Origin of the sequence: Periweissella ghanensis (assembly GCF_918814755.1) — a bacterium.
GTDB lineage: Bacteria > Bacillota > Bacilli > Lactobacillales > Lactobacillaceae > Periweissella > Periweissella ghanensis.
The window spans coordinates 1-13,445 of sequence record NZ_CAKKNT010000016.1 but is presented as its reverse complement, the minus strand read 5'-3'; the positions used below and the strand labels follow the sequence as shown (position 1 = coordinate 13,445).

The following is a 13,445-nucleotide window of genomic DNA, read 5'->3' as shown; positions in this document are numbered from 1 at the left end:
GTTAATTAGCGCTATTTCTAGCTCTATTGTAACAGACCAACTTCGTGGAATGCATTAGTTAATTCAATAAAGGTTTCGAGGCTCAACTTTTCGGCCCGGATTTTTGGATCAACGTTGGCAATCGCCAAGGCTTCCATAATCTTTTCTTTGGTTGCGTCATCCTTACCAAAGTACACCGTTAAGTTATTCCAGTAACTCTTACGACGGTGCACGAAGCTGGCTTTCACGAATTTGAAGAAGCTATTTTCATCAAATGGCAAGACTTCAAGCGGTTCGCGTTTGGTTAATTTAACAATCGCTGAATCGACATTTGGTTGCGGAATAAAGGCCGTGCGGGGCACAATAAAGGCCACTTCAGCATTCATGCGGTATTGCACCACGATTGAAAGTGAACCGTAATCTTTGGTACCAGGTTTAGCCGATAAACGATCGGCAACTTCCTTTTGCATCATAACAACGATATTGTCAAAGGCAACCCCACTCTTCAAGACGTTCATCAAAATCGGCGTGGTGATGTAGTATGGCAAGTTAGCGACCAATTTCAATGGTGCCCCTGTGCCGAATTGTTCCGTCAAAGTAGCGGGTAAGTTCACATCCAAAATGTCTTTGTGCAAGACCGTGATGTTGTCATATGGGCTCAAAGTATCGGCCAAAATTGGAATCAAGCGATCATCAATTTCAAAGGCCAAAACTTTACCGGCAACTTTAGCGAGTTGTTCCGTTAGGGCCCCAATTCCGGGACCGATTTCAACGACGTTATCAGCATCCGTTAATTCGGCGGCGGCCACGATATTGTGTAAGATGTTTAAGTCCGTCAAAAAGTTTTGACCAAGACTCTTTTTAGTCGCAATCCCATATTGGTTCATAATGGCTTGCGTGCGGACGGGGGTGGCGATATCTGGGTAATCTGCCATGATTTATTCTCCTTCGTGAATCCGGGCAACTGCTTCAAGGAAGTCAGCGCGAGTAATCTGAAACATGTGTAGGCGTTTCATAAGTTGTTTACCATTGACATAGCCAATGTTTAAATACATTCCAAGTAGTTCGCGTTTTTTACGGGCTTGGGGGCCACCAATTAATTTGGCCGCCAACAAGTCACTGTGACTAATCAGTTGAGGTGCATCTTCGCTGGCGGTGTAAATATTTTCCAACGCCGCTAAGATGACGGCTTTACTAGCGTGTTCCACACCAAGACTGCCCCCGGTATTTTTAGGGACCCCATCTTGGCGCGTAATGAACGCATGCTTAGCATTAGGGACGGCATCGCTAACGATTTTACGAATCCGTTCCCCATTAAAATCAGGATCGGTGAAAATAATAACTCCGCGTTTCGCAGCTAATTCTTGAATTTGCGCGAGTGTTTCATGTGAAACAGCGGAACCATTTGTTTCAATTGTATCAACATCGAGGGCTTTTTTGATATTAATCGTATCGTCTTTACCCTCAACGACGATAACTTCTTTAATTGTCGCCATTATTTAATTCTCCATAACCGGTGGGCATTGGCCGTCGTTTGGGCTGCCAATTCCGCGGGTTCGATGTTTAATTGTGCCGCCAAATTATCAACGACGTATTTCACATAGCCGGGCTCGTTTTGCTTACCACGGTATGGCGTTGGTGCTAAGAACGGTGCATCAGTTTCCACCAACATCCGATCAAGCGGCACGATTTGCGCGGCGGCTTGGATGTCCTTGGCATTCTTGAACGTGACAATCCCACTAAATGAAATGTACATCCCCAAGTCTAAGAACCGTTGGGCATCGGCAGCATCACCAGTGAAACTGTGAATCACGCCCCCGAATTGTTCCACACCAGCCGCTTTAAGCATCGCATAGACATCATCCATCGCATCACGCGCGTGGATGGCTACTGGCAGGTTTAATTCGCGGGCCAAAGTTAGTTGGGCGGCAAAGGCTTTGATTTGCGCATCAACCGGCGTATCCCAGTGATAATCCAACCCGATTTCACCAATTCCGACGACGGCTGGATCAGCCAATTGCGTTTTTAACGTTGCCAATGCTTGATCGTTAAATTCCGGCGCGTTTTCAGGTTGGAAACCTAATAAGACATGCATGCCCGGAAACTGGTGGGCAATTTCTAAAGCCCGCTGGTTCCCTTGGGCGTCATATCCGACAACGTTCATCTCAGTCACACCAAGCTCGTGGGCCCGCGTGACATAAGTTGAGAGGTCATTGTAGAAGGCATCATCATTTAAGTGTGTGTGGGTATCGTAACTGTTGAAGGTCATGGACGGCTCCTTTTTAGTTTATGGTTTGTTAGGCGTTATAAGTTATAATTAAACCACCCCAGACTCCAAATGGGTCTGGGGTGGCATTGTAGGTAGAGTGTGAGGAGCCCTGGTAAAAGCTGAGCACTAACGCAGCATTGCAAATGATGCGGTCTATGCATCAGCGCAATGTTAGTTAGGCGGAAGCTTTTGGGGCTACGAACACGTTTTAGAACCAAGTGTGACAAGTGGCGCTAAACGACCGTAGCATACTAGGAACAACTAATGGTTTGCTTTTTGAACCAGTGAGTTGTTTCGTATATGCTTAGGGCGTTGCCACTTGGAACACGTTTTAGAACCAAGTGTGACAATGACCGGTTAAAAGTCGAGTACTAGTAAATTTTTACGTTAGTAGCGCACTGGGCTACTGAGGAAAAATAAACTAGACGGAGACTTTTGGTCATTGGAACACGTTTTAGAACCGAGTGTGAGGCCCGTTGGGAAACATCGAGCACTAACTAGGTTTTGTGCGAGTAGCGCACTATGCTACTTAGCAAAAACAAGTTAGGTGAGATGTTTGACGGGCTGAACACGTTTATGCTTGCATCCTAGAACACGACGTCAGCAGAGTCAAAACGTGCTCGCAAAGCCAACAACCTGAAGCGATACGCACCTTTGCGTGATGGTGTCCATCAATCACGGTGCTAGTCGCTCACGGTTGATGAACGGCTTTGCTCGCACTCTATTCCACTCCTGATCCAGGAACAACACTATCCGGTAAAATCGTCAATTGAACTTCACCATCATATTCAGCTGACAAGATCATTCCTTGTGATAAGCGGCCCATCATCTTACGTGGCTTCATGTTAGCAACAATCACAACCTTTTTACCAACAAGTTCGCTGTAGTTAGGGTACCACTTCTTGATTCCTGACAAGATTTGACGATCTTGGCTGTCCCCAGCATTCAAGCGGAATTGGAGTAATTTGTCTGACTTAGGCACTTCTTCAACGGTGATAATTTCAGCCACCTTCAATTCAACCTTATCAAAGTCATCATATTCAACCAACGCATCCTTTGATGAGTTCATTTCAGTATCCGCTGGGTTCCAATCGTCCGTGGCTGCTGTTGCCGTTTCCTTGGCTTTTTCAATGGCAGCGCGCCCCTTCTTCTTATCAGAAGTCGTCAACAAGCCGGCGATGAATGCTTCTTCTTCCTTAGCATCACGGCGTGGGAAGATTGGTTCACCCTTCTTAACCACGGTTGCCCCAGCAGCTAAGTCAGCAAAGTTCAAGTTCGCAATTTGCATATCTTCTGTGTCCAAACCAAGTTGAGCAAAGATTTGCTTTGGTGCGTGCGTCATAAATGGTTGTAACAAGATAGCGACAATCCGTAAAGTTGCGGCCAAGTGGGCCATTACATCGGCTAATTTAGCACTATCATCATTTTTAGCTAAAACCCATGGTTCCGTTTCGTCGATGTACTTGTTAGCACGAGCGATTAATTTCCACACGGCGCTCAACGCGTCGGCAGTCTTAATGTCAGCCATGTTGGCGTTAAATTCGGCGATCACTTCGGCCGCTGTTTGGGCTAAGTCAGCGTCAAATTCAGTCGCACCACTGTTAAGGGCGGGAATTACTCCGCCTTCGTACTTGTTAATCATCGCTACCGTCCGGTTAAGCAAGTTCCCCAAGTCATTGGCCAAGTCGTAGTTCAACTTACCGATAAAGTCTTCGGGTGTGAAGACCCCATCATTACCAAATGGCATGGCTTTAAGTAAGTAGTAACGGACCGCATCAAGGCCGTAACGTTCCACTAAGACGTCAGGGTAAATCACGTTCCCCTTAGACTTAGACATCTTACCGTCCTTCATCACCAACCAACCGTGACCAAGCACTGTTTTTGGTAATTCAAGGCCTAACGCGTGGAGCATAATTGGCCAGTAAATTGTGTGGAAACGGACAATTTCCTTACCAACCAAGTGCACGTTAGCAGGCCAGTATTTAGCAAATTTGTTATCATCATCTGAACCGTAGCCAAGTGCGGTAATATAGTTAGCCAAAGCATCAATCCACACGTAGATAACGTGTTTTGGATCTGATGGCACAGGAACCCCCCAAGTAAATGAAGTCCGCGTCACGGCTAAGTCTTCAAGACCTGGTTTGATAAAGTTGTTAATCATTTCATTCATCCGCGCTTCCGGTTGGATAAATTCAGGGTGTGATTGGTAGTATTCAAGTAACCAATCAGCGTATTTGCTCATCTTAAAGAAGTAAGATTCTTCCTTAACCAATTCAACTTCGTGACCAGATGGGGCTTTCCCACCCGTCACGTTACCTTCAGCATCGCGGTACACTTCGGCAAGTTGTGATTCGGTGAAGTATTCTTCATCAGACACTGAATACCAACCTTCATAAGCCCCTTTGTAGATGTCACCTTGGGCTAACAATTGTTCAAAGATTTTGGCCACGGCTTTTTCATGAATGTCATCAGTCGTGCGGATGAATTGATCATATGAGATATCCATCAATTTCCATAATTCTTTGATTTGGTCAGCCATGCCATCAACATACGCTTTAGGCGTCATCTTCAAGGCTTCGGCTTTTTGTTCAATCTTCAAACCGTGTTCGTCAGTCCCTGTTAAGAAGTAAGTATCCTTACCAAGTAAACGGTTGTAACGCGCGGCCGCATCAGCTAAAACCGTCGTGTATGAGTTACCCAATTGGAGCTTACCAGATGGGTAGTAGATTGGTGTCGTAATGTAGAATGTGTTATTATCTGTCATTTAAAATTTTCCTTCCCTGTACTGACAAATGACCCAGTACGGTCTTTCCGCGATTTAATCCGGTTTGGCAACAGTTATTAGTAAAGTTGCTGTTCCGTACTATTATACATTAGATTTTTGTAAGTGTGCTACTTACATCTTGAAAAAATTGTTGGGGTTTGCTTAAAAATATTACATACCGTGGTCACCAAAAATATTTAGCATCCCCGGCTTATTTTTTTGGCACATCCCCGTTAAATACGGTAAGCTTAAAGTATAGAAATCATTAACTACGAGGTATCAAACATGCATCATTTTCAATTATTTTATACCCTCGGAAGCCTAGCATTTCTGCTCTTTGCCATCATTGCGCTTATCCTATTATTTGGCCATCATCGCCTGTTACCTTTTGACATGCGCATCACTAATTTCATGCGGCGCGGTACTGGTCGCTCAACGCGGTTTTTCCAAGCCGTTGACCGGATTGGCAGTATTCAAAATTTAATTATTTTCGTGACTGTGTTAGTCATTATTTTGTACACGACTAACAATCATCAGCTCGCGTGGTGGTTAGCCATCAATGTGTCAGTAATTGCGGTGATTATAAATCCGGTGTTCAAATTATTATTCCACCGCCATCGCCCCGACGTGCCCCGCTTGGCCAATTCGTTTGGCTATAGCTTTCCTAGTGGCCACTCCAGTGGGAGCATGATCATCTTTGGCACCTTGATTATGATGCAACCCTTGCTAGGTTTTAGTCTAGCCACTAGCATTTTAGGCACGGGTATTTGCATCGTATTAATCGGCATTATTGGCGTTTCGCGTGTGTATTTGGGGGTCCATTACGCGAGTGATGTCTTAGCTGGTTTCTTGCTAGGGCTCGGGTGTTTATTATTTAGCTATCCACTATTAATGAATTATTATTGATTTGATAAGAATTTTTCATCTTAACTATCTTAAACAGATTGGTGTTATTTAAAATCTGCGTGTGCTACCATCAATGCTATATTGTACTTTCAAATCAGAAATCGGGGGAGAGCATCATGAATTTAAAATCAGTCGGAATTGGCGCAGCTGTAGCCGTCGTCATTGTCGGTGGTGGTATGCTTGCTGGAACAGCATTTGCTGGGAATGAACATGCTAGTAACGCAGCTAATTCGTCATCCATCAGTACCGCGGCCAAATCATCATCAAGCGCTACAGTGACGAGTGCAAGTGCTGAATCATCATCAAGTACCAAAGCCGATGACACCGCCAGCTCATCATCAAGCGCTACTAAAACATCATCAAGCGCAACGGCCAAGGCATCTTCAAGTACCAAAGCTAACGACAGTACCAAATCACCCAAGAAAGATACTCCCAAACCAGTAGAAAAACCTAAAGTCGACCCAACACCCACGGCCGCTGAAACTGCCAATAAGTTACGCGTTCCAATTAACTGGCGCTTATCATCAGAAAACAAACCATACCCCGATGTTAACAAGTACCCAAACCTCTGGATTCACGTTTCAATCGCCCAACAACGGGTCTTCTTAATGACTGGTAACACGGTGCTTTACACCATGTATTGCTCAACTGGGATGGACCGAATTGGTGCTGGTACTCCCCGCGGAACCTTCCATATTCAAAAAGAACGGGGTTTGAGCTTCTACAACCCAACTGCCCAAGGGGGCGCTTACAACTGGACTTCATTCCACAATCATGGCGAATACCTATTCCACTCAGTCCCTATCTATAAAAATGGGCAATACATCCTTAGTGAAGCGGCTAAACTTGGTAAACAAGAAGCTTCCCACGGTTGTATCCGGTTATCAGTTCCTGATGCTAAATGGTTCCACGATACAATCAAGTACAACACCAAAGTTGTCATCGACTAAAATATTACTTAAAAATCTTCGCAATTGCGCGAAGATTTTTTTAGTGCTTTTGGTTTAAATTTTTTTGATTTTTCAATTAATTAAAGTATAATTATATTAAAATAACTATCGATTTATACAAATTAATGAATGAGGTTGCTTATGAAAATCAAACAAATCCTTATTAGTATTGTAGCCAGTAGTGCCATTTTCGGTGGCATCCTCGCTGTCACACCAACTGCTACGATCACTAATCAAGTTAGCGCCGCCGTTACAAAAGCCAAAGTCCAACCTAATGCTCAACCTAAATCAGTAATGTTACCAGCCAACTGGTGGGGCCCATCTGAAAGCGTGCCTTACCCTAATGTGGCCCAACACCCTAAGATGTGGATTCACGTTTCATTAGCTAAGCAACGCGTGTACCTCATGGATGGTGGTAAAACCCTTTACACAATGTATGCTTCAACTGGGCTACCAAAGCGCGGTTGGGGGGCCACACCTAAAGGTACCTTCTTCATTCAACGCGAACGCGGCAAGTCATTTTCTGAAGGCAGTGGTCGTGGACGTATCAGTGCCTACAACTTCGTCTCATTCAAAGACCACGGGGTCTACTTATTCCACTCAGTTCCCGTTGACTACCGCGGCCACGTCTTGCCTTTCCCAGCGGGTGCTCAAGGTAAGTACCCTTCATCACACGGTTGCATCCACTTATCATTAGCTGATTCAAAGTGGTTCTTCCAAAACATTCGTTACAACACGATGGTGATTATTAACTAAATATCGATATTAAAAGGAGTGTGACAGCAGTCGGGCGATATCGAGAAATACACTAAAAATCCTCTATGAAGAAAATTCTTCGTAGAGGATTTTGTCGTATTTCGAATATATCGGACTGCTATAACACGTTCTAGCAGCAAATTACTACCAGAAAAGAGTTATGTCACTGTTGTTTTCTAATAGCCTGGTTGATAGCGGTGCATAATTGCTTCAAATTCAGGGGCTTGCTCAGGGTAATCTTCTTGGCGGCGTTTAATCGCTAATTTTATTCGCCGCCCCCCAAATGATTTGATAAACATTTTATAATTTAACCATCCTTGGGCAAATTGTAATTCTTCAATATCTTGAACTCCCAAGAACCGAATTTCGCCAGTTAAGGTCCCATTTTCATTTAAGCGCAACATGGCCACCCCATTTTGTGAAAATGCGACCATAAATTGCTTTTGCCCGATCGTAGCTTCAATAATTTGCGTCGTTTCATCGGCTAACTTGTTCTGTGTTAATACATCAATAATCGTGCTTCTCGGTATAACCTTTCCCATGAATGTGTCCCCCTAACTTCAGGTGCGCGGCTTTACACTGCCATTATAGCCACAATCAAGGAAATATTAAACTATTTTCCCTCGCCATAATTTTCAAAAATAAATAAGGTCGGGTTTTACAATGAAAGTGGTGTCAATAAAAATAAGCTTAGTGCATTTGCACTAAGCTTATTTTTTCAGGTTAATTATCGTGTGAAATTGTAAAAAAATATTTCGGCGGTAGCGCCAAGACGTGCTTGGTCAAGCAAACCCTAAGGCAGCATGTACTAAACGTGCTTCACGAGGCAAGCGGCAGTAGAGACTAAACGTGCTTGGTCAAGCAAACACCTCCGCCTAACTTACAGCAAGTAAGATGCATAGCCCACATCTACCTTGCTGTTACGTTAGTGCTCAGTGTTTCCCGCTTGACCGCGCACTCTGCACTCTACCCAAAATACCGTTCCAAAAACTTCCCAATCCCATCCTCATCATTCGAGCGTGGGGTCGTATAAGCAGCGAGGGCTTTAACATCATCAGAACCATTCAACATGGCAATTGGCATGCCGGCATACTCAAACATACCCAAATCGTTTTCCGCATCCCCAAAGACCATCACATTTTCCGCACTCAAGCCGTAATGTTCCGCCAAGGCTTTTACCCCAACGTGTTTGTCCAAACTTGGTTGCAAGAATTCCAAAATCTTAGGTTGTGAGCGCACCATGTGGTATTGCGCTTGCAAGTCCGCGGGCATCGTGGTCATCAACGCATCCAAGCGTTCCTTTGAAGTTGCCATCACGGCTTTGGCATATGGTTGATCCGGTAAGTTAGCAAAGTCCGTAATTTCAAATAACAATGGCGCGCGCAAGACACTGGCATAATCAGAGCGGCCAATGCCACTAATTTGCCAGTTTTGTGTGAAATCAAGCACGTCCAATGGATAATCATTTGCCGCCGCCCATTCGTACAATGGCGTAATGGCGGCTTTATCCGTGGCTAATTTGAAAATTGGTTCCTTAGTGGCATTGTTTAACACCAACGCTCCGTTGAACGTTAATGAGAAATCATCTTCCCCGGTTAAACCCAGTTCTTCAATAAATTTACCAATCGCGGCAATTGGGCGACCGGTTGCAATGGCAATGTGAATCCCAGCGGCGTGTAGTTCGCGAATTACTTGGGCCGTGCGTGGTGAAATTTCTTTTTCACTCGTCAACAACGTCCCGTCCAAATCAAAACAAATTAACTTAATTTCTGCCATTAGTTACTTCTCCTCATGAACCACTGTTGGTTCTATTTTTTGATATAACGTGCGGTCAATCGTCGTCAAAATTGGGGCTGGTTGGCCGTTTGTAATTAATAATAAATCATGCATCGCCCGGGTGGCAACTGTATATAAAATTGCTGCATCATTTTCATTCGTATACGTTGTTGCTGAAACGTCATACGCCACGGCACAATCAAATTCCAAGCCCTTCGCCAAATAAATTGGTAAGGCAATCACGCCCTTAGGAACCGCGCGATCGGTAGCCGTCAAATTAGTGACTGGCATGTGGGCGCGTAATAATTGGGCGACCCGGGTGGCTGCCGCTGTTGTTTTAGTCAAAATAGCGACCGTGCCATATTCGTTTAGTAACGCTGGCAGGGTCGTAGTCAAATATTTAATCGCTGCCAATTCATCGGCCGTGACAATCACGCGTGGTAAGCGGCCTTTACGCGTAAAGGCTTCAATCTGATTGTTAGCCGGCAATAGGGCTTTCCCAAAGGCGGTAATTTCTTGGGTTGAGCGGTAACTTTTATTTAACGTCACCAGCTTAGCATGTTTGGCCGCAAAAGCCGTTTGCAAGTTGGCATAAAATTCATTAACCGCCGTGACATCATCAAATAACGCCTGTTGGTTGTCCCCTAAAATCGTGAATTGCGCATGCGGAAAGGCGTGCTTGAAGTACACCATTTGTGCCATCGTATAATCTTGCATTTCATCGACAAACAAATGTTGGATTTGGCGATTACGGCCACTATTAGTTAACAAGTCGCGTAAGTACATGAACGGCGTGGCATCATCGAGCAAGACTTGGTGATATTCAATCGCCGTTTGGAATTGCTGGGCCTTTAATTCCCAAAGTTCCGGTTGGGCCGTGGTCGCGCCATACGTCGTTAAGAACTGCGTGAATTGCGTGTAAATATCCACGTAGTAATCGTTAAACAGCGCATCATAGACCCCTTGATAGTGGCGTTGGACAAACTTAGCCGCCGCATAGGCACTTTCAGCTTCGGCACTAGCAAATTCATCACGCTTGCCAATCCCGATTAGCTGTTCATATTCTTCCGTGCTCATACTATTGAGCGCTTCACTAACCCACGGTGCATCCAGCGCATTTTCGACTTTGCGTTTTAATTCTTTGATTAACTGATTTTTAGTTGCTAACATTTTAGCCCCAACACTGGCATTGGCGGGTTGGCGGCTATAAATAATTTGGGTGTGGTACGCTGAGAAAATCACTTCATCAACTAAGTGCACATCGGCAAATTCAATCTCATCGACCGTTAAATTAGCGACATATTCGGTCAACGCGTGCATAAAGGCCAATGACCCCATCGTATCGCGAATCACTTTGGTTGGCATTTGCTTTTGATTAGCTTCATAGCGTTCAAAGAGCGTTTGGACTTTTAACCCTTCCAAGCGCGCCGATAAGAAATCCGTCAACGTCACTTGGCGCATGTTGCGTTCTCCCAAACTCGGCAACACTTCGGCGATATAGTTACTAAATAATTTGTTTGGTGAAAATAACAAAATTTGATCGGCACTTAATTCAGCCCGCGCGTGATAGAGCAAAAAGGCAATCCGTTGCAAAATTGCCGACGTCTTCCCCGAACCAGCGACCCCTTGAACGACGAGTAAATCATGGCTCGTATCGCGAATAATATCATTTTGTTCAGCTTGAATTGTCGCAACAATATTTTGCATGTATTCGTCATTTTGTTGCCCCAACGCATACTGCAACATTTCATCACCAACCGTTTCATTGGTATCAAACATGTTCGTAATGTGGCCATCCTCAATCGTAAATTGGCGTTTATTGATGAGTTCGGTTTCCTGTTGCCCACTAGGCGTCGTGAACTTCACATGCCCCAACGTTCCGTTATAATAAATCGCGGCGACGGGTGCCCGCCAATCATAAATTAAAAATTCATCGTCCGGGCCTTGTAGTGACGAGGTTCCGATGTAGAGTTGTTCCATCGGTGTCCTTGGGGTATCTTGGATTTCAATTTTCCCAAAATATGGATTATGCGCTAATTGCTCTAATGTACTCAACTGGCGTTTTAAAATTGTTTCCGTTTCGACAACCCGAGCGACCAATTGCCGTTGTTGTTGAATTTCGGCATTGGTTTCACTGGCATCATCAATTTCAATCGTGTTAACTGAGGCGTTATCACTATAGTTTCGTTCAACGGCGCGGGTTTCTTGGTGCGCGTGGTCCAATTGTTGACTCATCGCGGTCTGCTTGACTTTAATTTCAGCAATCACCTCATCAACCCGGCGTTGTTCGCGCTGTTCTTCATTTGTTTCCATGATTGTTATTTGCTTTCCTTTAATTTGTCCCGTTGTTGCCGTTTCCGCCGCGTAATGCCCCACCGTGGATTATCTAGTGGCTGCACATCAGCTGGCTCATCGGCCGTGGTTGCCACACTCATTGGGCCGGTTTCATCATCGCGTGGTCGCCAAATTTGGTTAAACGTCGCCACAAACACGGCCCCCAGCAGCGAAATCATCGCCACGAGGTTCAACCAAATGAGCATAATGATAATACTCCCGACGGCTTGATAAAACGTGTATTTATTGGCCGCAATTTTAACATACAACCCAAAGACTTGCGTTAATGCCAGAAAGGCGGCAACTTCAATTGTACTCCCTGCTAGCAAAGCGCGCCAGTGTGGCCGTTTAGCGGGCATCGCATAATTAATTAACATTACCCCGAGTAACAAGACGATGATCACAACCGGCCACTGGGCTTTTTCAATCACTTCAATCAATTCGCGCGTGGTTGGGAAGAAATTAATCACTTCATCCAACAGCGGTTTACTAATGGCAATAAAAAACATCACCACCGTTTGCACCACAATGACGCCAATAATCCAGCCAATCGAAATTAAGCGCGTCAGCCATGGCGACTTACCCTTTTTTTCACCATAAATGCGCTGTATCCGTGTCCGAAAAATCGCAATAACTTGGCTTAATGACCATAATGTCACTAATAACCCCACCGAAAAAATGCTGACACTTTGGCGTTTTAACACCGACTGAATTAACGGAATCAAAACGGTATTCACATTTGATGGTAAGGCGGTTTCCACAAGCAAGAGCGTATCATCAATATTAATGCCAATGTATGGCAAAATAGCCCCCAGTGCAATGATTGCCGGAAATAGGGCCAACAAACTATAATAGGCGACCATCGGACTAGCCTGGCCCAATTCCGCCCGCTGCAAATATTTCAAAAAAACTTTGATCGTTGGTTGCGCTTGGATTGCTTGCAGCCAGGCTTTCATTTTTGCCAAATTTCGGGACCTCCTTTTTATTGATATTATTTTTATTTTACCATATCATTTTTCAAATCGACGCCCGGACCCATGCAATATCTTAAGTCTTACGTAATTAGGCGCGAACGTCTCACGGCAAACAAAAAACCAGATAGAAATGATTAACATTTCCATCTGGTTTGCAATTGTAGGAATAAATCCTGATGACTCCGGCAGGCGGGCTCGAACCGTCGACAACCTGATTAACAGTCAGGTGCTCTACCAACTGAGCTATGCCGGAATAATATGAAGCATGGCGACGTCCTATCCTCGCAGGGAGCGATCCCCCAACTACTTTCGGCGCTACAGAGCTTAACTTCTGTGTTCGGCATGGGAACAGGTGTATCATCTGCGCCATCACCACCACACTTGATATTAGGTAAAGTGTAATTACTCACACTTTGTATAGAAAAAGATGAAACCTTACGACTTCATCTTTTTCAATGTGCATGGCGACGTCTTATCCTCGCAGGGAGCGATCCCCCAACTACTTTCAGCGCTACAGAGCTTAACTTCTGTGTTCGGCATGGGAACAGGTGTATCATCTGCGCCATCATCACCACACTATTTATCTGAGAAATACTTGACCTCTCAAAACTGAATATTATCATTTGAATCTTTTATACCGGACACCACTTCGTGGTTAAGTCCTCGACCGATTAGTATTAGTCCGCTACATGTGTCACCACACTTCCACTTCTAACCTATCTACCTCATCATCTTTG

General features: G+C 44.7%; 11 protein-coding genes, 1 tRNA gene and 3 rRNA genes. 3 read left to right on the top strand and 12 right to left on the bottom strand.

Features of this window, described 5'->3' with window-relative positions:
* Positions 1-23: 23 nt before the first annotated feature.
* From rsmA to metG, 4 genes are all read right to left on the bottom strand, one after another.
* The gene (rsmA, locus tag LQZ76_RS06290; RefSeq protein WP_284706063.1) at positions 24-914 is read right to left on the bottom strand and encodes a 16S rRNA (adenine(1518)-N(6)/adenine(1519)-N(6))-dimethyltransferase RsmA; all 891 of its coding nucleotides are present in this window, start codon (positions 912-914) and stop codon (positions 24-26) included.
* 3 nt (positions 915-917) lie between these two features.
* The gene (rnmV, locus tag LQZ76_RS06285; RefSeq protein ID WP_230098894.1) at positions 918-1,475 is read right to left on the bottom strand and encodes a ribonuclease M5; all 558 of its coding nucleotides are present in this window, start codon (positions 1,473-1,475) and stop codon (positions 918-920) included.
* Positions 1,475-2,248 (bottom strand): TatD family hydrolase, encoded by a 774-nt coding sequence (locus LQZ76_RS06280; protein WP_230098893.1) that lies wholly within the window; start codon positions 2,246-2,248, stop codon positions 1,475-1,477. Before LQZ76_RS06280 ends, rnmV begins: the two co-directional genes overlap by 1 nt.
* A gap of 721 nt (positions 2,249-2,969) precedes the next feature.
* Positions 2,970-5,012: a methionine--tRNA ligase gene (gene metG / locus LQZ76_RS06275; RefSeq protein ID WP_230098892.1), complete on the bottom strand. Its 2,043-nt coding sequence runs from the start codon at positions 5,010-5,012 to the stop codon at positions 2,970-2,972.
* Between the two features lie 285 nt (positions 5,013-5,297).
* Here metG and LQZ76_RS06270 point away from each other — a divergent pair, with 285 nt between their 5' ends.
* The 3 genes from LQZ76_RS06270 to LQZ76_RS06260 all read left to right on the top strand — a co-directional run bounded on the left by LQZ76_RS06270 (position 5,298) and on the right by LQZ76_RS06260 (position 7,624).
* A complete protein-coding gene (locus tag LQZ76_RS06270) occupies positions 5,298-5,918 on the top strand; it encodes a phosphatase PAP2 family protein (RefSeq protein WP_284706062.1) in 621 nt (206 codons plus the stop codon).
* Between the two features lie 116 nt (positions 5,919-6,034).
* A complete protein-coding gene (locus LQZ76_RS06265; RefSeq protein ID WP_230098891.1) occupies positions 6,035-6,868 on the top strand; it encodes a L,D-transpeptidase in 834 nt (277 codons plus the stop codon).
* A gap of 141 nt (positions 6,869-7,009) precedes the next feature.
* Entirely contained in the window at positions 7,010-7,624 is a 615-nt protein-coding gene (locus LQZ76_RS06260) for a L,D-transpeptidase (RefSeq protein ID WP_230098890.1), read from the top strand.
* A 176-nt stretch (positions 7,625-7,800) separates the two neighbouring features.
* On the opposite strand, the gene LQZ76_RS06255 is transcribed toward LQZ76_RS06260, so the two are convergent.
* The 8 genes from LQZ76_RS06255 to LQZ76_RS06220 all read right to left on the bottom strand — a co-directional run.
* Entirely contained in the window at positions 7,801-8,166 is a 366-nt protein-coding gene (locus LQZ76_RS06255; protein ID WP_230098889.1) for a hypothetical protein, read from the bottom strand.
* Positions 8,167-8,590: 424 nt separating this feature from the next.
* Positions 8,591-9,400 (bottom strand): Cof-type HAD-IIB family hydrolase, encoded by an 810-nt coding sequence (locus LQZ76_RS06250; protein ID WP_230098888.1) that lies wholly within the window; start codon positions 9,398-9,400, stop codon positions 8,591-8,593.
* Positions 9,401-9,403: 3 nt separating this feature from the next.
* Entirely contained in the window at positions 9,404-11,713 is a 2,310-nt protein-coding gene (helD, locus tag LQZ76_RS06245) for an RNA polymerase recycling motor HelD (RefSeq protein ID WP_230098926.1), read from the bottom strand.
* A 5-nt stretch (positions 11,714-11,718) separates the two neighbouring features.
* Entirely contained in the window at positions 11,719-12,690 is a 972-nt protein-coding gene (locus LQZ76_RS06240) for a YihY/virulence factor BrkB family protein (RefSeq protein WP_230098925.1), read from the bottom strand.
* A 198-nt stretch (positions 12,691-12,888) separates the two neighbouring features.
* Positions 12,889-12,961 (bottom strand) — tRNA-Asn (locus tag LQZ76_RS06235).
* 10 nt (positions 12,962-12,971) lie between these two features.
* Positions 12,972-13,088, bottom strand: a 5S ribosomal RNA gene (gene rrf, locus LQZ76_RS06230).
* Positions 13,089-13,167: 79 nt separating this feature from the next.
* A 5S ribosomal RNA gene (rrf, locus tag LQZ76_RS06225) occupies positions 13,168-13,284 on the bottom strand.
* Positions 13,285-13,359: 75 nt separating this feature from the next.
* Positions 13,360-13,445, bottom strand: a 23S ribosomal RNA gene (locus LQZ76_RS06220); the annotation flags it as partial.

What these genes read in the sequence shown, in the direction of transcription:
- rsmA (WP_284706063.1), bottom strand. Translation starts at nt 914, where the DNA reads ATGGCAGATTACCCAGATATCGCCACCCCCGTCCGCACGCAAGCCATT.
- rnmV (WP_230098894.1), bottom strand. Translation starts at nt 1,475, where the DNA reads ATGGCGACAATTAAAGAAGTTATCGTCGTTGAGGGTAAAGACGATACG.
- LQZ76_RS06280 (WP_230098893.1), bottom strand. Translation starts at nt 2,248, where the DNA reads ATGACCTTCAACAGTTACGATACCCACACACACTTAAATGATGATGCC.
- metG (WP_230098892.1), bottom strand. Translation starts at nt 5,012, where the DNA reads ATGACAGATAATAACACATTCTACATTACGACACCAATCTACTACCCA.
- LQZ76_RS06270 (WP_284706062.1), top strand. Translation starts at nt 5,298, where the DNA reads ATGCATCATTTTCAATTATTTTATACCCTCGGAAGCCTAGCATTTCTG.
- LQZ76_RS06265 (WP_230098891.1), top strand. Translation starts at nt 6,035, where the DNA reads ATGAATTTAAAATCAGTCGGAATTGGCGCAGCTGTAGCCGTCGTCATT.
- LQZ76_RS06260 (WP_230098890.1), top strand. Translation starts at nt 7,010, where the DNA reads ATGAAAATCAAACAAATCCTTATTAGTATTGTAGCCAGTAGTGCCATT.
- LQZ76_RS06255 (WP_230098889.1), bottom strand. Translation starts at nt 8,166, where the DNA reads ATGGGAAAGGTTATACCGAGAAGCACGATTATTGATGTATTAACACAG.
- LQZ76_RS06250 (WP_230098888.1), bottom strand. Translation starts at nt 9,400, where the DNA reads ATGGCAGAAATTAAGTTAATTTGTTTTGATTTGGACGGGACGTTGTTG.
- helD (WP_230098926.1), bottom strand. Translation starts at nt 11,713, where the DNA reads ATGGAAACAAATGAAGAACAGCGCGAACAACGCCGGGTTGATGAGGTG.
- LQZ76_RS06240 (WP_230098925.1), bottom strand. Translation starts at nt 12,690, where the DNA reads ATGAAAGCCTGGCTGCAAGCAATCCAAGCGCAACCAACGATCAAAGTT.